At 47.3% G+C, this 22,604-nt stretch carries 24 protein-coding genes, 1 tRNA gene and 1 other RNA gene; 9 read left to right on the top strand and 17 right to left on the bottom strand.

Features of this window, described 5'->3' with window-relative positions:
* Nucleotides 1–69: 69 nt before the first annotated feature.
* Genes F569_RS0111985 through F569_RS0111975 form a run of 3 tightly spaced genes read left to right on the top strand, consistent with a single transcriptional unit; the run spans nucleotide 70 to nucleotide 3,592 of the window.
* Nucleotides 70–1,515 (top strand): coniferyl aldehyde dehydrogenase, encoded by a 1,446-nt coding sequence (locus F569_RS0111985; protein WP_084169007.1) that lies wholly within the window; start codon nucleotides 70–72, stop codon nucleotides 1,513–1,515.
* Entirely contained in the window at nucleotides 1,515–3,134 is a 1,620-nt protein-coding gene (locus tag F569_RS0111980) for a GMC family oxidoreductase (RefSeq protein ID WP_026942392.1), read from the top strand. Before F569_RS0111985 ends, F569_RS0111980 begins: the two co-directional genes overlap by 1 nt.
* Before the next feature lie 38 nt (nucleotides 3,135–3,172).
* The gene (locus F569_RS0111975) at nucleotides 3,173–3,592 is read left to right on the top strand and encodes a SufE family protein (protein ID WP_026942391.1); all 420 of its coding nucleotides are present in this window, start codon (nucleotides 3,173–3,175) and stop codon (nucleotides 3,590–3,592) included.
* On the opposite strand, the gene F569_RS0111970 is transcribed toward F569_RS0111975, so the two are convergent.
* Genes F569_RS0111970 through F569_RS0111950 form a run of 5 tightly spaced genes read right to left on the bottom strand, consistent with a single transcriptional unit; the run spans nucleotide 3,589 to nucleotide 6,266 of the window.
* The gene (locus F569_RS0111970; RefSeq protein WP_026942390.1) at nucleotides 3,589–4,422 is read right to left on the bottom strand and encodes a YjgN family protein; all 834 of its coding nucleotides are present in this window, start codon (nucleotides 4,420–4,422) and stop codon (nucleotides 3,589–3,591) included. The genes F569_RS0111975 and F569_RS0111970 overlap by 4 nt on opposite strands.
* Nucleotides 4,423–4,427: 5 nt before the next feature.
* Nucleotides 4,428–4,928, bottom strand: coding sequence for a SixA phosphatase family protein (locus F569_RS17870; protein WP_051279843.1), 501 nt, complete (start codon nucleotides 4,926–4,928; stop codon nucleotides 4,428–4,430).
* Nucleotides 4,925–5,524 (bottom strand): peptidylprolyl isomerase, encoded by a 600-nt coding sequence (locus tag F569_RS0111960; protein WP_026942389.1) that lies wholly within the window; start codon nucleotides 5,522–5,524, stop codon nucleotides 4,925–4,927. The genes F569_RS17870 and F569_RS0111960 overlap by 4 nt, the downstream gene beginning before the upstream one ends.
* Nucleotides 5,521–5,694, bottom strand: a complete 174-nt coding sequence (locus F569_RS19580) for a hypothetical protein (RefSeq protein ID WP_154813741.1) — start codon at nucleotides 5,692–5,694, stop codon at nucleotides 5,521–5,523. The genes F569_RS0111960 and F569_RS19580 overlap by 4 nt, the downstream gene beginning before the upstream one ends.
* A complete protein-coding gene (locus F569_RS0111950; protein ID WP_051279842.1) occupies nucleotides 5,691–6,266 on the bottom strand; it encodes an HNH endonuclease in 576 nt (191 codons plus the stop codon). Before F569_RS0111950 ends, F569_RS19580 begins: the two co-directional genes overlap by 4 nt.
* Before the next feature lie 122 nt (nucleotides 6,267–6,388).
* Here F569_RS0111950 and F569_RS0111945 point away from each other — a divergent pair, with 122 nt between their 5' ends.
* Nucleotides 6,389–7,762, top strand: a complete 1,374-nt coding sequence (locus F569_RS0111945; RefSeq protein WP_026942387.1) for an NHL repeat-containing protein — start codon at nucleotides 6,389–6,391, stop codon at nucleotides 7,760–7,762.
* A gap of 49 nt (nucleotides 7,763–7,811) precedes the next feature.
* On the opposite strand, the gene F569_RS0111940 is transcribed toward F569_RS0111945, so the two are convergent.
* The 5 genes from F569_RS0111940 to F569_RS0111920 all read right to left on the bottom strand — a co-directional run bounded on the left by F569_RS0111940 (nucleotide 7,812) and on the right by F569_RS0111920 (nucleotide 14,280).
* Nucleotides 7,812–7,888 (bottom strand) — tRNA-Met (locus F569_RS0111940).
* A 123-nt stretch (nucleotides 7,889–8,011) separates the two neighbouring features.
* On the bottom strand, nucleotides 8,012–10,324 hold the full coding sequence (locus F569_RS0111935; protein WP_026942386.1) for a diacylglycerol kinase: 2,313 nt from the start codon (nucleotides 10,322–10,324) through the stop codon (nucleotides 8,012–8,014).
* A gap of 151 nt (nucleotides 10,325–10,475) precedes the next feature.
* Nucleotides 10,476–12,008, bottom strand: a complete 1,533-nt coding sequence (locus tag F569_RS0111930; protein WP_084169006.1) for a 2-oxo acid dehydrogenase subunit E2 — start codon at nucleotides 12,006–12,008, stop codon at nucleotides 10,476–10,478.
* Nucleotides 12,008–13,036 (bottom strand): alpha-ketoacid dehydrogenase subunit beta, encoded by a 1,029-nt coding sequence (locus F569_RS0111925; protein WP_034388791.1) that lies wholly within the window; start codon nucleotides 13,034–13,036, stop codon nucleotides 12,008–12,010. The genes F569_RS0111930 and F569_RS0111925 overlap by 1 nt, the downstream gene beginning before the upstream one ends.
* 2 nt (nucleotides 13,037–13,038) lie before the next feature.
* A complete protein-coding gene (locus F569_RS0111920) occupies nucleotides 13,039–14,280 on the bottom strand; it encodes a thiamine pyrophosphate-dependent enzyme (protein ID WP_026942383.1) in 1,242 nt (413 codons plus the stop codon).
* Between the two features lie 128 nt (nucleotides 14,281–14,408).
* On the opposite strand from F569_RS0111920, the gene F569_RS0111915 reads away from it, so the two are divergent.
* Both F569_RS0111915 and F569_RS17865 read left to right on the top strand, forming a co-directional pair.
* Nucleotides 14,409–14,903 (top strand): Lrp/AsnC family transcriptional regulator, encoded by a 495-nt coding sequence (locus F569_RS0111915; protein WP_026942382.1) that lies wholly within the window; start codon nucleotides 14,409–14,411, stop codon nucleotides 14,901–14,903.
* A 62-nt stretch (nucleotides 14,904–14,965) separates the two neighbouring features.
* Nucleotides 14,966–16,009: a hypothetical protein gene (locus tag F569_RS17865; protein ID WP_154813740.1), complete on the top strand. Its 1,044-nt coding sequence runs from the start codon at nucleotides 14,966–14,968 to the stop codon at nucleotides 16,007–16,009.
* On the opposite strand, the gene F569_RS0111905 is transcribed toward F569_RS17865, so the two are convergent.
* The 4 genes from F569_RS0111905 to ffs form a co-directional block, all read right to left on the bottom strand.
* Nucleotides 16,006–16,206, bottom strand: coding sequence for a helix-turn-helix transcriptional regulator (locus tag F569_RS0111905; RefSeq protein ID WP_026942381.1), 201 nt, complete (start codon nucleotides 16,204–16,206; stop codon nucleotides 16,006–16,008). The two genes, F569_RS17865 and F569_RS0111905, sit on opposite strands and share 4 nt — an antisense overlap.
* A gap of 1 nt (nucleotide 16,207) precedes the next feature.
* Complete coding sequence (locus F569_RS0111900; protein ID WP_154813739.1) at nucleotides 16,208–16,606, bottom strand: hypothetical protein; 399 nt, start codon at nucleotides 16,604–16,606, stop codon at nucleotides 16,208–16,210.
* Nucleotides 16,607–16,659: 53 nt separating this feature from the next.
* Nucleotides 16,660–17,229 carry a molybdenum cofactor guanylyltransferase gene (gene mobA, locus F569_RS0111895; protein ID WP_026942379.1) on the bottom strand — a complete coding sequence of 190 codons (570 nt, stop codon included), beginning with the start codon at nucleotides 17,227–17,229 and terminating at the stop codon, nucleotides 16,660–16,662.
* Nucleotides 17,230–17,333: 104 nt separating this feature from the next.
* Nucleotides 17,334–17,430: signal recognition particle sRNA small type (gene ffs, locus F569_RS19405), an RNA gene on the bottom strand.
* 185 nt (nucleotides 17,431–17,615) lie between these two features.
* On the opposite strand from ffs, the gene F569_RS17860 reads away from it, so the two are divergent.
* Nucleotides 17,616–19,052, top strand: a complete 1,437-nt coding sequence (locus F569_RS17860) for a cytochrome P450 (protein ID WP_051279840.1) — start codon at nucleotides 17,616–17,618, stop codon at nucleotides 19,050–19,052.
* 33 nt (nucleotides 19,053–19,085) lie between these two features.
* Nucleotides 19,086–19,976 carry an NAD(+) diphosphatase gene (nudC, locus tag F569_RS0111885; protein ID WP_026942378.1) on the top strand — a complete coding sequence of 297 codons (891 nt, stop codon included), beginning with the start codon at nucleotides 19,086–19,088 and terminating at the stop codon, nucleotides 19,974–19,976.
* On the opposite strand, the gene F569_RS0111880 is transcribed toward nudC, so the two are convergent.
* Genes F569_RS0111880 through F569_RS0111870 form a run of 3 tightly spaced genes read right to left on the bottom strand, consistent with a single transcriptional unit; the run spans nucleotide 19,973 to nucleotide 21,830 of the window.
* Nucleotides 19,973–20,455 (bottom strand): hypothetical protein, encoded by a 483-nt coding sequence (locus F569_RS0111880; protein WP_026942377.1) that lies wholly within the window; start codon nucleotides 20,453–20,455, stop codon nucleotides 19,973–19,975. The genes nudC and F569_RS0111880 overlap by 4 nt on opposite strands.
* Before the next feature lie 24 nt (nucleotides 20,456–20,479).
* A complete protein-coding gene (locus F569_RS0111875) occupies nucleotides 20,480–20,926 on the bottom strand; it encodes a YHS domain-containing (seleno)protein (protein WP_026942376.1) in 447 nt (148 codons plus the stop codon).
* Between the two features lie 46 nt (nucleotides 20,927–20,972).
* The gene (locus F569_RS0111870; protein WP_026942375.1) at nucleotides 20,973–21,830 is read right to left on the bottom strand and encodes a prephenate dehydratase; all 858 of its coding nucleotides are present in this window, start codon (nucleotides 21,828–21,830) and stop codon (nucleotides 20,973–20,975) included.
* A gap of 155 nt (nucleotides 21,831–21,985) precedes the next feature.
* Between F569_RS0111870 and F569_RS17855 the strand changes: the two genes are divergently transcribed.
* Nucleotides 21,986–22,603, top strand: coding sequence for a c-type cytochrome (locus F569_RS17855; protein ID WP_051279839.1), 618 nt, complete (start codon nucleotides 21,986–21,988; stop codon nucleotides 22,601–22,603).
* Nucleotide 22,604: the final 1 nt, after the last annotated feature.

Below are 22,604 nucleotides of genomic sequence, written 5' to 3'. Positions count from 1 at the left end.
CGCGATTTTATTCGCGCCTTTTTTATGCTATAAATACATACAACAAGAATAAACTATAAGGGTGAGGACATGGTCAGAATTGATTTGAAAGAAAAAGAGGCGGGAACAGGTACGGATTTAGACTCCGTTTTAGCCAAACAACGCGCGGCCTTCAACGCACATACCAATCCGCCTTGGAGTGAGCGTAAAGCTAATTTACAGAAACTTGGAAAAGCCATCGAAGAACATGCTGAAGAGTTTCAAAAAGCTATTTCCGAAGATTTTGGCAATCGCGCTTATGAAGAAACGACTATTGCAGAGCTGCTCGTTATCAAGGGCGGTATCAGCCACGCCCTTAAACACACGAAACATTGGATGCGGGCCCGCCGCGCACCAACGGCCCTGCAATATAAACCCGCTAGCAACCGTATTATCCCGCAACCGCTAGGCGTCATTGGCATTATTAGCCCTTGGAATTACCCTCTACAACTCGCTGTTATGCCTCTGATCGGGGCTTTGGGTGCAGGCAATCGCGCCATGATAAAACCTAGCGAATATACACCTCGCTTGTCAGACCTGTTAAAGCGTGTCTTGGGCACAATCTTTACCGAAGACGAAGTCTATGTCGCCACAGGGGGCGTAAAAGTCGCCTCGGCCTTTTCTGCATTGCCATTTGATCATATGATTTTTACAGGCTCGACCTCGGTTGGAAAAATTGTGGCGGCAGCTGCTGCCAAAAATCTTGTCCCCTGCACGCTTGAACTGGGCGGCAAATCTCCGACGATTATTGATGAAAGCGCAAATATGGACACCGCCGTTGCGCGCATCGCAAATGGGAAGCTTCTCAATGCCGGGCAGACCTGTGTTGCGCCGGATTATGTTTTGATGCCGGCGGAAAAAATCAACAGCTTTTCTGATGCCATTATTGAAAAAGCGGAAAGCTTTTATCCGACTTTTGCAGGCAATAAAGACTACACATCTATCATTGCGGATAGCCATTATGCTCGGCTGCAAGACCTTCTGGAAGACGCTGAAAACAAAGGAGCTCGTATACGGGTTGCCGGCGATGATGATAAACAGCAACTCGCCAAAGAACGCCGCGTCCCGTTGACCGTTGTGACAGAGACGACGCCCGATATGAAAATTATGCAGGAAGAAATTTTTGGTCCGCTTCTGCCCGTCGTCGCGTCAGAGACACTCGAAGACTCCATGCAATATGTGCAAAGTCACGAGCGGCCATTAGCCCTTTATTGGTTCGGAGAGGATAAATCCAAACGTGAAAAAGTCTTGACCGAAACGATCTCAGGCGGGGTCTCTATCAATGAAACGGCCTGGCACGTTGTTCAAGAAGACATTCCCTTTGGCGGCGTCGGTCCATCCGGTATGGGCGCTTATCATGGTGAACATGGTTTTGAGACCTTTTCTCATATGAAAGGCGTCTTTACGCAAAGCCGCTTTAGCCAAGGTAAAAATCTATTCCCGCCCTACACGGATAAGACCCGCAAGATGCTCGGCCTGATGAAGAAGATTTTATAATGACTGATAAGTTTGATTATATCATTGTTGGCGCGGGTTCCGCAGGATGCGTCCTTGCGAGCCGCTTGACAGAAGACCCTGATGTTTCAGTTTGCTTACTGGAAGCCGGCGGCAGCCATAAGCATTGGAGCGTTTTTACGCCCGGTATCGCCATCTGGAATATGGTGCTGGGTAAACGCAATTGGCGGTTTGAAACGGAGCCACAAGAGGGCCTGAACGGACGCAAGGGCTATCAACCCCGCGGTAAGGTCTTGGGCGGGTCTTCCAGTATCAATGCAATGATTTATATTCGTGGCCACAAAGCCGATTATGATGAATGGGCTAATCTCGGGAATAAAGGATGGTCTTATAAAGATGTATTGCCTTATTTCAAAAAAAGTGAGCACCGTGAGGCCGGAGCGGATGACTATCATGGGCAGGGCGGCCCGCTGAATGTCGCGCCTTTACGCAGTCCCGGCGCGGTGAATGAAGCTTTTTTCGAAGCTGGTCGTCAAAATCAAATGCCTTTCACTGATGATTTTAATGGCGAGCAGCAAGAGGGCCTCGGCATGTATGAGGTCACTCACAAGGATGGTGAGCGCTGGAATACCGCCCGTGCTTTTTTGGATGATCATATGGATCGTCCGAACCTGACGGTTATCACCCACGCTTTCACTCAAAAAGTTATTGTTGAAAATAGCCGCGCGACAGGCGTTAAGGTGAAGGTCAAAGGTAAGCCGCGCACAATTACAGCACGCCGCGAAGTGATTTTATCGGGCGGAGCTTTTGGGTCGCCCCAATTGCTCTTGCTCTCTGGTATTGGTCCAAGAGATAAGTTGGAGCCCCATAATATTGAGCAAGTACACAATTTACCAGGCGTGGGTGAAAATCTACAAGACCATATTGATTATGTGATTTCCTACCAATCCGACTTGCTTGATAATTTTGGTTTCTCCGTCAAAGGCACATTCCCGACACTGCGCGAGATTTTTCGTTACCGTAAAACGCGCAAAGGTATGTTCTCTTCCAATTTAGCAGAGAGCGGCGGCTTCCTTTATACGGATCGCTCTGAGCCTTCCCCTGACGTTTCCCTCGTTCTTGTCCGCGCTATGGTCGATGATCATGGGCGGAAACTTCACTGGGGGCATGGTTATAGCTGTCACGTCTGTGTGTTGCGCCCCAAAAGCCGCGGTGGATTATGGCTGAAATCCGCAGACCCCGAAGCCCCGCCAGCCATTGACCCGGCTTTTCTTAAAGATGAGCGCGATATGGACACATTGGTGCGCGGCGCAAAGATGATGACGCAAATCATGGAAGCTCCTGCTTTTGACGCCATAAAAGGTAAGCCAAAATACGTCGCGGGGACGACAGATACCGAAGCGCTGAAAGCCGATATTCGGGCGCGCGCTGATACGCAATATCACCCCGTTGGCACCTGTAAGATGGGCCATGATGATATGGCAGTTGTCGATGACCGCCTTAAAGTTCACGGCATAGAGGGTCTGCGCGTTGTAGATGCCTCTATCATGCCCAATGTCGTCTCTGGCAACACAAACGCCCCGACCATTATGATTGCTGAAAAAGCGTCTGACATGATAAAAGAAGATGCGGCGGCCGAGATAAAAGTCGCGGCTGAATGACACTTGCAAGGGAGCCTCACGCTCCCTAATTAGCTCCTATGAGCTACCCGCAAGATATCCAGGACATGATTGATGACTTTGCTTTTCTTTCCGATTGGGAAGAGCGTTACATGCATGTGATTGACCTTGGTAAAGCCTTGCCGCCTCTCAGCGAGGCCGAGAAGAACGAAGCCACTAAAGTCAAAGGTTGTGTCAGCCAAGTCTGGCTTGTAAGCGACAAAACAGGCGGCGATGATCCCGTTTTAACCTTCCGAGGAGATAGCGATGCTCATATCGTCAAAGGCCTTGTCGCAGTTGCCCTGCAAATATTTTCAAATCGCAAAGCCTCAAAAATTCACGAACTCGATGCCACGGAGATATTGAAAGAACTTGATCTTCAGGAGCATTTATCTCCACAACGCTCTAATGGCCTTAAAGCCATGATCGGACGGATAAAAGCCGAGGCGGCAGCGGCCTAATCAAAAACGGCGCTCATTTCCTCGGCTAGAGGGCCTTCTTTCAGCTCCCGCAATTCTGTATAGAGTGCGGTGGTAAATGAGGCATAGAGCGCGAGGGCTAAATACATGCTCAAGCTCATTAACAATCCCATAAGAAAAGCTGTAACCGTAAAGGCGGATGAAATATCCGTCTCAGTCACGCCGGAATAAGCCGTTACTGAAAGCAGGACGGCTGCGAGGCTGAAGACGATCATCATGATAATCCCCATCACAATGGTCGCGAGCCATACCCACCATTTATAACCCCGCGTGAGCTCCCAAGAGCGTCCAAAACTTCCAAAGAGAGACGTTTCCTCATGCAGGTAAGACGGGCCAATAATGGCCCAGCCTACAGAGATAATTACGCCGGGAACAATTAAGAAAATCATCCCGATATAGCTGGCGATAAAATAAAGTACGACAATAAAAAGAATAGGTATTGTCAGCTTCAAAGACCTTAGCGCTACATAACGAAACTTAACAGGCCTGTTTGTAAAATGCGCAAAGGCAAAATGATCTGTAAATACGCAGATAAACATAAAGAACAGAAACCCAAACACAGAAGACATAGCTGTTATGATCCAATAAGATGGGCTTTGCATCAAAGCGGTGGGGTCTGTTGAGTCAAGAAAATACATCGGCGCGCTGACAAGCGAGCTTACGACTAAACTTATCAGAATAACGATCATTATCGGTTTTATATTTCTGAACAGGCCGCTAAATGAGCGGTTCATAACCCGCCCAAATTGGAAAGCGGGCTTTGGCTTTTGCCATTCATAAAGCTCTTGTGGATTGGGTGTTTGATCAACCATTATCTTTACTCCCCATAAGTCTCGATTCGCCCCGTCACATTCTCACCGCGTCTTTCCAGAATATAAAGGCGGTCATATTCCGTCGCCTCTACGATAGCTGTGCCCTCAGGGCCGCCAAGCAGAGCGGATAATTGCGGCGTCGTATTAGAATGCCCCACGATAAGAATATGGCCGTTTTGCTTTACAATACCTTTGGCAAAACTGTCTAAGTCGCGCGGGTCGTATAATATGACCTCCAAGTTTTTTAGAATCGCTATAGGCGCGGCCGTGTCGCGCGTTCTAATATAGTCACTTGAATATACCGCAGTTAAAGGGATTTTGCTTAACCTGTCAGCTAAATCACTCGCCCGCTTTTGTCCCGCTTGTGTCAAGCCAGGGTCTAATTTTTCAGCCGTTTTTTCCGCGTGACGCACCAAATAATAGGTCGCATCAACAGTCTTCGTTTGAGAACCGCAGCCTAGGAGTAATAAAGCCGCCAAGCCCGTTAAAAGCGTTCGTCTTATCACTTACGGTAAGCTTTTTTGATGATAACCGGTCGTGTTAGATATTGCCCTCTAACAACCTCTTCTTCAGTCGGCGCATCAGCTTTCCCAGCTTGAATGGCTTTAATAACATCCATGCCCTTTACGACCTTACCAAAGGTCGCATAACCCGCACCGTCCGGATTACGCTCACCGCCCTCATCGAGAAAATTATTATCGCCAATATTGATGAAGAAATAGGCAGCACTGCCTGTACCCGGCGCATCACGCGCGATGGATACCGTGCCGCTATCATTACGCAGCCCTGTCAGAGATGTGGGCTCATGTACTATAGGGTCTCCTTTGGGTTCAGTATCAAGGCGGCCACCCTGTATTAGCGACATACCCATATTACGCGGATCATTATCTGCTCTAACCACGCGATAAAAGCCTTCGCCATTATAATATCCGCGGTCCACGTAATTGAGGAAATCCCCTGCAGAGGCTGGGGCTTTTTGAGGATAGGTTTCAATTTCAATAAGGCCCATCTCTGTCTCTAAAATCACATTAGGAGATGTATCAATTTTGGGACCACAAGCGCTCACGGCCAAACACACAGCGCTAAGAAAAAGAGCTCTCATTCGTCATCATCTTTTTGTTCGAGCTTCTTGGCACGGGCTTTGAAGCTCATATCAAAGCCAAGCACGCCCAATATGGCTGTCATGAGCGCAAAGGGAGGGTGCCGTAATGTCAACAACACAAAAAACCCGAGGGCCAGACCGATAATTATAGCATATGGATGTAATCTCATGGTTCTAATTCGACGTCCCAGTATAAATAGTCAAGCCAACTCTCATGTAAATGATTGGGCGGAAAGCGGCGGCCTTGAGCTTGGAGCTGATGCATGGTCGGCCGGAAAGGCTTTATTTGCGGTATCATACCGGCGTCTTTTGGCAAGCGTCCCCCTTTTCGAAGGTTACATTTCGAACAGGCTGCCACGATATTTTGCCAAGTCGTCTTTCCGCCCAGACGGCGCGGGATAAGATGATCAAATGTCAATTCATCAGGGCTCTGGCAATAGACGCATTCAAACCCATCCCGCAGAAACAAATTAAACCGGGTAAAAGCCGGAGAACGATTTTGCGCAACATAATCCTTAAGTGCTACGACGGACGGTATTTCCATTTCAAAGCTCGCCGAGCGGACTGTTTGCTCATAATGATCAACAACATTAACGCGGTCCAAAAAGACCGCTTTAACAGCATCCTGCCATGACCAAAGGGAGAGCGGGAAATAAGACAGCGGTTGATAATCTGCGTTTAGAATGAGGCAAGGATAATTGCCTTGCGCAACAGGAATAGCGTCTCTGATAGATGCATTCATTGATTGATCCAGATAACTCATAGGACAACCTCAACCGTGAAATTTTGAATGTGTTGCGCGTTTAAACTGAAGACAAATCTCCTTATATCAATCGAATCATAGCTAACCTGAATAACAGCTCCGTGACAAGACTATTAACGAATGATGACAGTCTGGATTATGATATTTTATTCAGAGCAAATACAGGTCAAATGCAGGCAAGTGTCGCTTCCTTAACGCTTTCAGGCCATGTTGAGCTTATGCGATTCGTTTTAATCACAGCGATAATGGCTCTGCTAACGACTGATAGCTTTGCCGCGCCCTGGGATATTGTGCCAACGGCAGAAGAAGAGTCAGAGCGCATCACACCCGCTATGCCCGTTCAACTTCAGCGCGGCACAGGTATTGGGTCTCTGCAAACGCTGCCTGAATTAGATATAACGCTCAGCGCCACAGGCTTGGGCGAAATTTCCGCCCTTGCACTGAGTGAAGACGGGACGATTTATTCTGCTGATAAAAAAACAGGGCGTATTTGGGCCCTCTCAGACCGCGGACTAGATGGAAAAATCGACCTGCGTCGCCCCCTTCCCCACACATTTCTACAGCCCACGGGGTTAGCCGCAATTGGCGACACGCTTTACGTAGCGGACCAACATGCTGTGTGGTCGATAATGCCCGGTCAGCCCCCCAAAAAAATTGCAAGCCTAAGAGAATCAGATTCTTCGGGACAGCCATATGTTCTTAGAGCGATGCATAATAGTCCATCACTCATCCTTGGACTCACAACACATACACAAACAAGTCGTGTCTTAAAAATTGACATTCCCACAGGACGAGCCTCGCTTATAACTGAAAGCTCTAAAGGCCCCCTAAACAGCGTGGCCGTCAATGGCAGCACCAATATTTGGGCGGGACATGGAGAGACTTTGGGGGCGCTTGGCTCTGACCCAACCCGCTTCGCATCAGGGCAATCTGTTGCGGATATACTTCTCCCAGGGCGTCATAAATTTCCGGTTAATTGGCCTGCGCAACTAAGAGAACATATCATCGCGAGCCAAGTCGGACCTAATGCTATGCACCTCATCGCCATTCCAACCGAATTTGGGCAAATTAGCGGCCAGCCGCGTGTCTTGCTTGACGGTTTCATGAACCGCTCGCAGCGAAGTGCTTGGGGCAAACCCGGGGCAATGGTCATGGATCAGCGAGGGTTGTTTTTAGCAAATAGTCATAATGGTACCCTTTTGAGACTATCGCCCAAACCAGAACCAGAGCCTAAAATTACGATTGTGGATACCGAAACTTTATCTCTTCCTCCATTGGAAGAACCTGTCCTATCGCCAAAAAATGAAAGCTTGGGCCTAAGATCAACTATTCAAGGCACTCAGATAAATGCCGCAAGTACAATCCTGAAACCCTCCAGCATCGAATATGGTTCGAAGCTCATCAAAGACTATGATGAGAAAAAGGCATTGGAAAAGGCAGAGAAAGCCAAAATAGAGACAAAGAAAAAACGCTAAATGCTACGAAAACGCGTGCTGTCGAGCAAGTGATCACAAATTAGGAAAATGGTAGTGAGAGTGAGACTTGAACTCACGACCTCAGGATTATGAGTCCTGCGCTCTAACCAGCTGAGCTACCTCACCACGCCTCTAAAGATGCGCCGTTTAAGGGAAAATATTACGTCTGACAAGTGGAAAGCTCTCTATGGCCGTCATTTTCCCAAAAGCTAACATATCAGCAGAATATAAGACTTAAGACGCATCAGGCTAAGGTTTAAAAATCTCAGGAAATACTTTTCCCCGATGTTTCACCTTAGAAATTTCATTTAACAGATTATTATTTTCACCAAGGCCCGCGCACCACTCTCCTTCAGTATAAACTAATACAGCATTATTTGGTTGCTTCGCTTCCATCTCAGCGCAATTATCTACCCAAAGATAGGGCATCTCTTTTGGGAGTTTATTGACCAGATAACCTTTTCGTTCCCCCGCATCGACTGAATAAAACTCTAATGTAGAAATTTCATTATCTTTATTAAGCACCAGTATCGCTGGAACAGAAATCCATCGCCGGCCTATATTCAAGCGCTCTGTTTTTATGTCCAATACCAACCCTTGAGAGAGCTCTGGGAAATTCCATAGTTCCGATTTTATCTTCTTTCCAACCTGCCATAAAAAGAAGTTAAAATGCTCTGGTTTCTCTTCAATAAGCGTTTTCTTATCTGCAAATAAATTTCGGCCAAAACCGATCGAGCTACTTTCTACACCTAAATATGATAAGACTGTAGGCGCAACATCGAGAGGAGAGGCAAGCCGCTCAACTCTTAGAGGCTTTGTCGCAGACGGGTCAATAATCATAAACAAGTTTCGTCGTTGCCCTTTTGCAAGAAGGTCTGATGTTGTCCCGTTCATAGCGATATGGTCAGATACAATTACAATTAAAGTCTCGTCAACATAAGGCGTGGCCTGAATTTTCTTGACGAAATCACTAAAGAGCTGATCAGTGCAAAAAACAGAATTTAACAAAGGATTTGATCCATCTTGATAGACTCGTCCTTCACAAGATGGAGAGACATGTCCCTTAGGTTGGTGTGTATCCAGCGTCAAAACAAATAGCCCGAACGGGTCGTCATTTTGTGATAGGGAGACAAATTTATCATAAGCCACTCCGAGTAGGGTATCATCGTAAAGCCCCCAACCATTATACTCCGCTTCAGAAAAATTTCCTTTCTCGTGATCATCCCGTCCAATCGCCTTATCAAAGCCATGGGATTTGAGAAATTTCCCTTTTCCAGCAAAGTCCAAATCGCCGCCACCTAAGAATTCAAGTTGATAATCATTACGGTCCAAAATGTCGCCTAAACAAACCGCATTGGGCATAAATTGGTCATAGGCATTCATCGTATTGCCTTGAGACGGCGTATACATGGGTACGCCACATTGCGTCGCAACCATACCTGCTATTGTCCACTCCGTGTTGTAAACTTGGCGTATATCAGAAAAGCTGATGTGGTTAGCCTCAAGAGCGGCTAAATTAGGTGTAAGACCCGGAAATAATTCAGGGTCGAAATAGGTCCTTTCCAATCCTTCCAAATAAACAAATAAAAAATTTTTCTTTATTTTAACTTCGCTTGCAAGACTGGCGACATCACGCTGAACGTAAAGTTCATAATCTGACATTGTTACGAGCTTAGGCGAAGGCCTATTCAATAGCGTGGCGAGATTCGCGGTAAGGGGGTTTAAAATGACAGCAAGCAGTAATGCTCCAAGGCTTAGCCAGTGTTTTATTTTTTGGTCGGGAACCCTATGCGTACTATCCGTTTCACCTCGCGTGGCTTCAAATTTGACTTGACGAGTCATATAACCGGACAGCTTTTGGGAAATGCCTCTCTTTTTTTTGCCAATTAAATCATGCACTAAATAAACTAAAGCAAGTCCGATAACAGAATATAAGGTCATCCATAGGATAAGGCCTGTATATTCGGCAAAACCCGCTCCGCTCAAGCCTGTCTTTAAATGGTATATAACCTTATTATCAAACCCAGCTCCTGTAAAAGCGTTTGAAGCCAAATATATGCCTAAAGCCAAAAAATAGAGGAGCAGAACAGGTGTGACCAAAAATAATATCCGTTTTCTGGAATGTGGCCATACCGCCAGATAAACACCTATAAGAAGAGCGATAAGAGAAAAAATAATGGCTAAATTCACATCAACCGCCGTCCAATTTACTTTAGTCAAAACAAAAGCCAAATGCGCAAAATTCATTATTAAAGCGCACATTACAGCGAAAGACCCCAAATCTTTAGCTTGTTTTCCCATAGCAGAGATCTCAGGAGAAACTTTATCAACAATTACTTCAACAGCCGTATTCAATGCTTCAGTCGCTAGTAGCATTAGGAAAAGGAGTAGTGAACTCAGAAGATAAATTGGTGATAACTTCAAGAACACCAAAGCCGGAAAAAACCAAATGAAACAATAGACTTCAATTCTGGCCGCGAATTCGCTTTTAAAAAGGTACTGAAAACCCTCAAGTGAGTATTTCGTGGCATTTTTGGCTTGTTGAATGAGCGCAGTAAGCATTTTGAGATGAAACTATAATAAAACCATTGCGAAATCCAAATGCCTACAAACCATGCTGAGTGCAAGGTATAATATAGGAACATCTTGGGAAATACGTTAAATTACGGCAACAAGCCCCAAGACGCGCGGCGATTTAAGCTGCACGCATCCCTTAGCTCAAAAACATAAATAATGGATCTTCAAGCGTTTGTTTCATATCTTGCATCATTTTTGCGGCATCATATCCGTCTATCACCCGGTGATCGCAAGAGACTGAAAAATTCATGACCAAGCGCTGCCTAACCTCCCCGCCCTCCAAGACCAGTTTTTTACGGATTTTATTGGGGCCAAAAATCGCGACTTCGGGACGATTGATAACGGGCGTTGTTACAATACCACCTAGAGGCCCCAAAGAGGTCAATGTTGTCGTGGCGCCGGTCAGATCATCCGTCGTGAGTTTATTCATTCTTGCGCCTTCGGCGAGACGCGCGATCTCTTCGGCCATTTGCCATATCGACAGTGTTTGCGCTTTTTTCAAAACGGGAACAATAAGCCCGGCCTCTGTCTGAGCGGCTATTCCTAAATTCAAGTCAGAAAATTGAGAAACATAGCCCTGCTCATCCATATAGCGGGCATTAAATTGAGGCCAGTCTTCGAGCGTTTTTGCCAAGGCGCGAATGATGAAGGGCAGAACGGTGAGCTTTGGTTTCTCCTCGCTCTTCTTTTCATTGGCACGCTTACGCAAGGCTTCAAGTTCCGTTACATCAATCTCTTCAACATAGGTGAAATGCGGAATATGACGTTTAGCCTCTTGCATGCGCTGCGCAATAACACGGCGCAGCCCAATGACTTTGATACGGGTTTCACCCTCTTCCTGCGCAAAGCTTTTTTCTAGCAAGGCCAAATCAGCATGGGTGACTTCACCATCTTTACCGCTCGCTTTGGCAAGGGCTAAATCTAGGCCTTTTTCCTGGGCTGCTTTACGCACGGCAGGAGCCGCGAGGACTTTGCCGCCATTGGATTTTGGCGCCGCTGCTTTTTTAAAACTCGCCGGCGGGGTGGATGTGTTTTGAGGTTTTGCTGGGATAATGGCTGTCGCTAGCGGCGTAATATCACTGGAGTCCGAGCCGGTTTCAGCATCGACATTGCCGCCGCCTTCTACGTCAAACACGACTAGGTCCGCGCCTACGGCCAAGATTTCCCCTTCCTCACAGGCTACGGTTCTAACGGTGCCTGAAACAGGAGAGGTTAGCTCAATTGTGGCTTTATCCGTCATCGCATCGGCTATGGGGTCATCCTCCTCAACATCATCCCCAACAGCGACGTGCCACGCCGTAATTTCAGCCTCAACTACACCCTCACCAATATCGGGCAGTTTAAAGGCATATGTTGAAGAGCCGTTTGAGCTTGCCTCAACAGTATTTGGGGCTTCGGTCTTATCGCCCTTATCATCATCCTCTCCGCCATCGGTTTCGAAAACAACCAGATCGGCGCCGACGGCGAGCATATCGCCTTCTTCGCAAGCCACCATTTTTATGACGCCCGACACAGGTGCCGTGAGTTCAATCGTGGCTTTATCCGTCATAGCGTCTGCTATTGGCGCATCTTCTTCGACAGTATCGCCAACGGCGACATGCCACGCTGTAATTTCGGCCTCAACGACGCCCTCACCGATATCGGGGAGTTTAAATCTGTAATCGCCCATTACGCCTGACCCATTACTTTACGAATGCCGTTCATAACGCGCTTTGGCCCCGGGAAATAGGCCCATTCCTGCGCATGCGGATAAGGCGTATCCCAGCCCGTCACCCGCACGATAGGAGCCTCGAGTGAGAAAAAACACGCCTCTGCGACTTGGGCTGATAATTCTGCACCAAAGCCGGATGTGCGCGTGGCTTCATGCAGAATAAGACAACGCCCTGTCTTTTTGACTGACTCTGCAATGGCTTCAATATCAAGAGGGAGAAGCGCGCGCAGATCGAGAATATCCGCCTGAACACCTGCCTCTTTTGCCGCCGCCTCGGCCACCCAGACCATCGTTCCATAGGCCAAAATGGTGAGATCAGGCCCTTCTGTTATTCGGCGGACTGAACCGAATGGCACAGTGTAATGGCCTTCAGGCACATCTCCAAGCTCATGTTTGGCCCAACTAACTGACGGAATATGCGGGTCCCCATAAAACGGGCCATTATAAAGCCGCTTGGGTTCCAAAAATAAGACCGGGTCATTATCCTCAATCGCGGTGATAAGCATGCCTTTAGCATCGTAAGGGTTGGACGGAATGACAGTCTTTAGTCCCGCAATATGCGTAAACAATGCTTCTGGGCTTTGGCTGTGGGTTGTCCCGCCATAAATTCCCCCGCCGACAGGGGTACGGATTGTCAGCGGCGCCGAAAATTCGCCGTTAGACCTGTAACGCAAACGCGCAGCCTCTGAGGCAATTTGGTCATAGCCCGGATAGATATAATCGGCGAATTGAATTTCTGCGACAGGCCGCAATCCATTGGACGCCATGCCTATAGCAATCCCAACAATGCCGCCTTCAGAAATTGGCGTATCAAAACAGCGGTGAAGGCCATGCTTTTCCTGCAAGCCCGCCGTGGCGCGAAATACACCGCCAAAATAGCCCACATCTTCGCCAAAAACGAGAACGTCAGAATCTTCCGTCATTTTGACATCCAGCGCATCTCGGATCGCTTCGATCATATTCATGCGTTTAGTTGCTTGCCCCATGATTATAGCTCTTCCTTAAAGGCTTCGACTTGCGCTTGTAGGTGCCCCGGCAACTCTTCATAAACTTGTTCAAACATCGTGAAGTCATTGACATTCGTCGCACTAGACAGAGAGCCCATTTTTTCAGCTTCTTTGTAAATATTGCGAATCTCAACTTTGCACTCTTCTGCTTGCGCGGCATGTCGGTCTTCGTCCCACTCCCCTATATGGATTAGATGTGTTTTCAGCCGGTCAACTGGATCGCCAAAGGGCCAGACCTCGGGCTCATTCTCCGGCCGGTATTTCGTTGGATCGTCAGACGTTGAGTGTCCCTCTTTACGGTACGTAAAATGTTCGATCAGTGTGGCGCCGCCGCCTTTGCGGGCTCGTTCGGCCGCCCATTGAGTCGCCGCGTAAACCGCAAGGAAATCATTTCCATCAACTCGCAAAGTCGCAAGACCAAAGCCACACCCACGCGCGGCGAAGGTTTCCCCTTCTCCGGCGGCAATACCCTGAAAGGAAGAAATGGCCCATTGGTTATTGACGACATTTAATATAACGGGAGCTCTATAAGTTGAGGCAAAGTTGAGCGCGTAATGGAAGTCGCCTTCCGCTGTCGCCCCCTCGCCTGTAAAGGCACTGGCAATACCGTCACTGTCTTTATAAGCCTCAGCCATCCCCCATCCCACGGCTTGGATCATTTGTGTGCCTAAATTTCCGGAGACGGAAAAAAAGCCATAATCACGAAAGGAATAAAGCACCGGGATGGATTTACCCTGTAAACGATCTCCTGCATTAGAAAGACATTGGCACATCATCTCTTTGATAGGCGCACCGCGATTTATCAGAATGCCTTGCTGCCGATAGGTCGGAAAGGTCATATCATCTTTACGTAGCGCCATAGCGTGAGCGACAGAAACAGCCTCCTCACCGCGTGATTTCATGTAAAAGCTCATTTTGCCTTGGCGCTGCATATTAAACATGCGGTCATCCATGGCGCGGGTTAGCATCATGTCGCGCAAACCTTTGCGCTTCTGATCTGCTGTCAATTTAGGGGCCCAGTCACCAACAGCTTCGCCATTAAACCGCATGACACGGATCAGGCTTGTCGCATGTTCCACAGTCTCATGATCTTCGCAAAGCGGATCTGGGCGGGGCGGAGAGTGATTTGCAGGTACGGCAATATGCGAATAATCAGGCGTATCACCCGGACGAAAAGGCGGTTCAGGGACATAAAGACGGGATTGGTTAGACTTTTTTGTCATAAGGGCGTCCATTTTCACGATAAAATGATATTCTTTTTCGTATATATGTCGAATTACATAATAATATCTATTGAAATTCGCTTAAATGCACAATAATTCACCCATAAAAAGTTATTGGGAGGCGAAACGTGCCTGAGCAAATTGATGGTATTGATGCCAAAATTTTACACCTCATTCAGAGCAATGCTGCGCTTTCTGTTGCTGATATCGCTGACAAAGTCGGGTTGTCATCTTCACCATGCTGGCGGCGTATCAAACGCATGGAAGAAATTGGCATTATCAAACAGCGCGTGACAATTTTAGATCGTACAAAGCTAGGCTTGGACTTTGAAGTCTTTGTTGCTGTAAAATTGGCCCTACCCAACCGAACAAATATGGAAAAGTTTGAAAAAGCCATTTCCCGGATGCCGGAAGTTGTACAATGCGCCTCAGTTACGGGAGCCGTTGACTTTATGTTGCGCGTTGTGACCAAAGATATGCATTCCTATGAAGACTTTCTGCGGGAAGTCTTGCTCTCGATTGATCTGATTTCTGACGTTCAGTCTCGCATTGTCTTGCGGCAAGCCAAAGAAAGCTATGCGATTCCCTTAAACCTTATAAGTAACGCAGTACCCCGCATTTAGGCCAAGACATTATTTAAACGCCCCGATGAACTTTGTTCTCTGCCAACCGTAATATGTAGGTCATGAGCTTTGGCTCTCAACCCGCGAGTAACGATATGGGCATAATGTTTGAAGACTTAAACCAAGGCGAGCGTGCCATTGAGAATGCGCCGACCCTGACTTTAAGGAACGGACGCAGCTGCATACCTCAACATTACCTCCAATACTCTCATACTCTTGCCTCAGTTGAGGCGGTTATAGCTCATATAGAATTTTCTGACCGTTATCCCATTTTTGTAAGTAAGGATGCCGGAGGACTTATTCTGCAAATCGGTATTATCGGCTTTGATAATTACCGTCCGACCTCAAAACAGGCCGGACCAAAAATTGTTTTTGGTCGTAAATGGCGCATAGAACCTAATCTGCCTACATCGGAAATTATACAGACAGCTTTCCTTGCAATAAAGAAAGCGCGCGAGCATGAGATACGCGAGCTCTTTACCCTGACATTGAACGGTAAGACAACAACGCCATTTAATAATCATCACGATTTACCGCTTATGGCGCGTAATGCTGACATATTCAGACGGCCTATATCTACAGAGCTATCCTATGAAGATTGCTTAAGGCTGATAAAATTTGACTGCGGTACATTTTCAATGGTCGATATTCAATCTCTTCGTAACGGTCTGTCAGCCGTCACTTTACAGTTAGATATGCCAACAGAAACGCATGAGGAATTTACGGCAGAGCCCATTATCTTACTTCTAAAAGCACTCACACCAAATGCTTTGCTACATGCTCTTATGAACGAGCTGATTGCCCGAAGCGACAGCTATGTCGATGAGAATTTTCGCTATAATAATTTTGCAAGGTTTAGCGCCCAAAATGACGTTACGGCAATTGCACAGCTTTCAGCCGACTTACGCCAAAACCCTGAGAACCTTTTGGGGCAAACGGCCGGCCGCTTCGTGAAAGATTTCGCAACAGAGCGATATGATACTGATATTACCAGAGTACCGCAGTTATCGTCGTCTCCTTATGGAGAAAATCTCCGCCGTCAACTCTTAGCGATGAAGCTTACCAATCTTGATATGCTGCAAAAAGCTCTGCAACATACTAGTTAATCCGCACCGCTATCATCGAAAATATCCTCTATTTTCATATCAAATAATCTAGCAATCTTAAAAGCTAGCGGTAAAGAGGGATCATAACGGCCCGTTTCAATTGCATTCACGGATTGACGCGAAATATCTAGTTGGTCTCCGAGTGCCGCTTGAGACCACCCTTTTTCGCCGCGTAAGGTTTTAAGGTTGTTTTCCATCTTACACACACCGCTTATATCTGATGGCAGTGACCAAGCCGTAAGTTAGGAAAAAGACTGGAAATGCAAAGAATACAGGTAAGCGTGGGAGGCTATCGTTGAATAATTCAACAAGGCCCCAACCTCCGCTTAGCGCCAGCAAAGCAAATAATCCTGCCATCATGGCTTGGATAAGTTCATGCCGGACAACTTCATCGACATCTTTTAAATATCTCCAGACTGAGAGTAGCATGAGGCATATAAATATTCCCGGGATAAGAGATAAAAGAATGCCAGGAATAGACCCATCGACCAATTTGTCGTGTAAAAAACTTACCCCAAAAACACTCCCAAGATATCCAAGGGATGATCCCAACATCGCAGAAAAATATCGTTTATTAGCTTGTTTTGGCTTCATCATCGTCTCCTATAAATAGTAAAGTTAACTTTACATAGACAAGGAAGCTTTACATGTCAAGTGTCCTTTACATATCTTTCTAAGTCTTCCGCGTGGTTAATATTTATAAAGCTCTCACTCCTGTCCCAAGAAACCTCTTTGGCTTTTGCAACATCTGCTAATCTATTCAGAGATATCGAAGGTTCACCTTGGAGTTTCACCCAAGCTACTGACAGATCTTCGATGCGCCACCAGCCATAGGTTGGATGACGACCCGCGCCATCAACGGCAATTGTTGAGTTCGTATTTGAATATAATGATTCAATAAGGTTACTGGGCAAATTAGGACCATCAACGGCAACCGTGAAAAAGCCTTCAATTTTTTTTGGTTTTAACACCTGCCATATAGAGTAGAGCCCGCCCACTGGCCCTGCAGGCGCATCGTCACTATCAGCAATAAAACTCACACCTAAACCATAGTCACTGGTGCCTGAGATAATGATGTCCGTAGATTGAACACTTAATCGCGCGTGTATAATATCTATCAAGCGATTATCACCGATTATGATTTCACCTTTATCTTGGCCACCAAAACGTCGCGCGTTACCACCCGCTAAGATAGCGGTTATTTTTGGTGATGTGTCCATGACTGCATTATGATGAAAATAAGATATGGCACCACCCAAAATCGAGCAACGGTTATGGCACTTCGCTGAAATCAATCAACTAGATTGATTTCGGGCGCGTCGTGAGTGGAAGACTGAACCTGACCCGACAAGGACTCGCATGCGGCTGCTTCGTTCCCGACCTGACCGGGTTAACAAGAGTGCCGTCCAAGCCAGCCTTCCGAGCGGCTAGATAGGGAAAGACTGCCGCTAAGGCAAGTACTTCAACGATTAAAAAGACTGCAGATAGAAGCAAGACACCAAAGTACCGAGCGCTGTAAGCTTACACTTCCGCATAGCTCTACGTCGAAATTGCTTAATTGACGCATGTTAAAGGCACGGTATTGTGACATGAACGGAGGGACTTTATGACCCATCACGAAGATAAACGCCGCCCAGCACCCATTTTTAAAAATGGTGTTTTTAGCCCTTCCGTTCCAGTTCCAGATACGAAAACGACTGATGAGTATCGCTGGTATCACGCCATATCTGCCATACGCACGATTGCCCGAAACCCGCTTGAGAGTTTTAACGCAGAGCAGTATCAGAATCCCGTCACGCAATATAATCTTTTTGGAACAGCTTATTCAGTAATTAATGATCCCAAACTTATCAAACACTGTTTTGTGGATAATCGCAGCAATTATAAATTCAGTGATATTCGCCAACGTGTTTTGCGCGCAGTTATAGGCGATGGGCTCATTTCAGCTGAAGGTAAAAAATGGACCCATGCGCGGCGCGCAATGTCACCCATGTTTACACCGCGTAATGTCAAGAAATTTGCAGCCGTTATGAAGGAAACAACTGAAAGGGAAATGCCTAATGTCCTTGAGACGGGTGAAATAATAGAAATTTCGAACCCTATGGCCGCCCTCACATATTTGGTTTTATCAGACACGCTTTTTTCTGGAGAGATACAGCGTGAACAAAAAAGCGTCTTGAAAGATGTCGCGACAGCACTGACATATGTAGGACGGCCTGACCCTCTCGATTTATTAAAAGCGCCCGAATGGGTGCCGCGTTTGACGCGTTTACGGGGACTGAAGGCCGTTAAGCATCTTCGCGACATGATTAGTGAGTTGGCGGAGGACAGAAAACAGAGAAAAGACGCAGGGCAAGACCTCCCCGATGACTTCCTATCCAGACTATTATTAGTCGGCGATAGTAATACCGCCCCGTTCAAGGATGAGGACGTTATTGATCACCTTCTCGCCTTTATTGGCGCAGGACATGAAACGACCGCGCGGGCCTTATCATGGCTATTTTATTTGCTCTCAAATGATCCAACATCTCTCGGTCGATTAGAAGCCGAGGTTGATGCGCTTGATATAGACAACATCCCGCCTGAGCAGTGGGGAGAGCACCTTCCTTTTACTCTCGCCTGTTTTGAGGAAACTATGCGGCTTTTCCCACCCGCCCCTTTCATTGTGCGCGAAGCCATTCATGAAGATACTAAAGACGATATTACAATCCCCGCCAAAAGCGTGTTATTTTTAAATACTTGGCAGTTACATCGTCATGAAACTCTTTGGGAAAATCCCGGTGCTTTTATCCCCGAACGTTTTTTGGGCGCAGCCCGCGATAAAATAGGGCGCTTTCAATATCTTCCTTTTGGTGTGGGAGAACGAGTCTGTATCGGCCAAAGATTCGCTTTGCAAGAAGCGGCTATTCTTATCGCATTGCTTACGCGTAGATACCGTTTTGCATATGCAGGTGAAGATGTGCCCTGGCCTAAGCTTCGGATTACTATACAGCCCGAAAATGACATGCCCATGCGCGTGAAACAGCGGGAAAAGCCCCACTAGGCAAAGCTATCTGAACCCGTTACAGAGCGGTTTATGACAGATAATTTTACAATGCCTTTTGCCGGCGGCACAATTGATCACGTTGAGACACAGCGCTCACCTGCAGAGCTTCAGGCTTTTGTCGCAAAGCCACAAGCCCGATGTGTTATCTTCCACAAAGGGGCTCCAGCACTCAGAGAGTCAGGCGGATTACACCGCATTCATCCTTCCGAACTTATAGGACGAAACCTGATAGATCCGGGCCCTATCTTTTTAGGTCTTGAAGGCGAGACCCCTCTTTTTGCGGCATCATTACAAAATCCCGAAGATGTAACACATCAAGATAATTTTAAAGACCTACGGAGCGCAACACGCTTCCTATCCCCCGAGGAGATGGCCTTGGCGGGGCGCGCAAAGTCGCTGCTTGATTGGCATTTCAACCACCGCTTTTGCGCAAAATGCGGGCAGGTTAGCCAGCCTGAAGCTGGGGGCATAAAACGCAAATGTCCCTCTTGCGAGACAGAACATTTTCCGCGGGTAAATCCTGTTGTTATCATGTTGATTTTATCAGGCGACAAAGTCTTATTGGGGCGTGGAGCCGGGTGGCCCGAAGGCGCCATGTCCGCTTTAGCGGGGTTCATTTCGCCCGGAGAATCCATGGAAGAAGCTGTCGCACGCGAGACGTTTGAAGAAGTCGGCATTAGGATCAAAAACCCGCGCTATATCTTTAGCCAGCCATGGCCCTGGCCAAGTCAGCTTATGATGGGCGTTGCCTGCGAAGCCGAAAGCAAAGAACTCACGATTAATAAAGACGAATTGGAAGACGCGAAGTGGTTCACGAGAGACGAGGTTCAGGCCGTTTATAATAAAACGGGCGAAGCCTTTTTAAGGCTTCCAAGATTTACGATCGCGCATCACCTTTTAAGGCATTGGTTAGAGACCTAAGCTCGTTTCCCAAATAAAGCCTCTCCAATGCGGCCTAAGCCATAAGCTAAATGCTTGCGACGTATGATGACTAAGGTCAGGCAAGAGAGCCAGACAATGCAGGCCATAAAGAACAAGCCTCCGCCATCGTTATTAGGGTCGATACCAAGCGGCGTGAAAAGGTGAAAACTAATTGCGCCTGTCATAACGCCTAGCCCCAGTAACGCCCCAAATCCTTGAAGCCTGTGAAAGCGCGGAAGACACCCTAAGAGTAAAGCTGCTGAGGCCAACAGTTCCGCGGCGCCTATTGAATATTGCGAGAAAAGGCCTGTTTGCGCAAAAAGACCGTCCGCGCCGTGACTGGCGGCCCATTCATTTAGCCGCCCAAATATTTCTTGCGTGTTCGGGTGATTTGTAAATTTGAAACGTAAGCTGTCCAGAAAAACAGCACTACATATGAGGGCCAGTATAATCGGTAATATTTTTTTGAATTTATCCATGTTGTATCCCCTTATTATTTCTTTTTAGTCCTGTAATATTTCAGGCCAGTTTTCTTCCGCCGCATCTATAAACCCGGGAATATCTTTTTCCCAACGTCTTTTGATGCGGGCATTGAAGTTCAAATACAGCTTTCCATCTTCGACATGCCAATAGTCTGGTGTGCCTTTAGCAAGTTTGTTCTTCGCGACAGCCCAAGCACAATAACCGCCATATTGCGGCATAAAAGCTTCGGGGTTGGTTTTGAATAAATCATAATTTCCGCGTGTTGCGAAACGCCATTTTGCGCCCGCATAGTCAAAAGTAAAACTCTTCTTCCCGAGTTGCGGTTTGCCCGAGAAAAAGCTCACTGTGTCATACCCACCGACGGCCAAATTATTCTGCCATGACGTATATACTGAGTCTTTGGCAACAACGGGAGCGGCAGAGAATGCGGTAAACAATAGCGCAATTATTGTAATAACAATTTTCATATTGGGTAATTACTCAGAAACACCCCGATAAACAAAACACGTCCTTCTAACACTTTTGTGTATTTTGAGTTTTGTAGCGTGAGGCATGGCCGGGATAAGTGCCGAGCATGCTCACGGATTCCGTAAAGAAAGACAGCTCTTCAAGCGCATGCTTCATTCCATCATCCTCGGGATGTCCTTCAACATCGGCATAAAACTGCGCGGCTTGGAAAGAGCCCCCGACCATATAGCTCTCAAGTTTAGTCATATTTATGCCATTTGTCGCAAAGCCGCCCAAGGCCTTATACAGAGCTGATGGCACAGACCGCACCTTAAAGACGAAACTTGTGACGACAGGCCCCTCCGCTTTTGAAATCTCCAACGGCGCATCCGCCAAAATCAAAAACCGCGTCGTATTGTGGGAGGCATCTTCGATATCAGCCGCTAAAATATCCAATCCATACGTTTGGCCCGCTAATGTCGAGGCAATCGCAGCCACAGATATATCCCCAAGCTCGGCAACCGCTCGGGCTGCCCCCGCCGTATCCACATCATTGACGGGACGAATATCCATCGCAGAAAGGCGTTTACGCACTTGACCCAAGGCCATCGGATGTGACCGCGCGGTCTTGATATCTGTCAGTTTAGCGCCTGGCACTGCGAGTAATTGATGATGCACAGCTAAATATTGTTCACCAATGATATGAAGCCCGCCTTCAGGCAGTAAATGATAGATATCTGACACACGCCCCGCGACAGTATTTTCCACAGGTATCATGGCAAGCTTAGCCGCGCCTGAACTGACGTCCCGAAAAGCCGCTGCAAAGCTCGCGCAAGGCTTGGGTGTCATATATGGAAAGCCGTCCCGACACGCCAGATGAGAATATGCGCCGGGTTCTCCCTGATAGACAATGGCCTCTGTCATAGCTTTGGTCTTCCTTGTTTTTCCAATAAGCCTTAAAGCCTTTGCGACGGTTCGCCGCAAGAGGTTTTCAGTTTGCTTTTACGGCAGAAGTTTATAAAAGACCGAGAACAAACGACAGGCTGGAATCAGGCTTGGAACGACTAAAGGACGACGTCATGGACGAACTTGGTTTTAACAAAATTGCGGGCGCTGTTTTAGCCACAGCTTTAGGCGTCATGCTATTGCGGGAAGCGCCGCATTTTTTCATGCATTCTGACATGCCCGAAACTCCGGCCTATACTGTTGGGCCCATGATCGTCGAAGACTCTGGAGATGCGGAGCCTCTCCCTTTCCCCCAGCCTGAATGGGTAGCCGCTATGGATGCTGAGCGCGGGGCGAAAGTTTTTAAAAAGTGCACCTCATGCCACAATGCTGACAATGGCGGCGCTAATGGAACAGGACCAAATCTGTGGAATGTTGTCGGCGCGACAGCGGGCCAACATGCAGGCTTTAAATATTCTGGCGCCATGGCTGGATCAGGACTTGTCTGGGGTTATGAAGAACTTGATGGTTTCCTTGCGAAACCAACTAAATACCTTTCCGGTACTAATATGAATTTTGTAGGCCTAAAGAAAGAAGCCGATCGTGCTGCTGTTATTGAATTGCTTCGTCTGGCCGCTGACGCGCCTATGGATCAGCCCACCGCAGCAGTTGCAGAAGTTATTGTCGAGGCTGAAGAAGTCGTCATTGAAGAACCCGCCGGAGACCCCACCGAAACGACAACAGAACAATAGG

This window comes from Hellea balneolensis DSM 19091 (assembly GCF_000428525.1).
Lineage (GTDB): Bacteria > Pseudomonadota > Alphaproteobacteria > Caulobacterales > Maricaulaceae > Hellea > Hellea balneolensis.
This window is presented reverse-complemented; position numbering and strand designations above follow the sequence as displayed.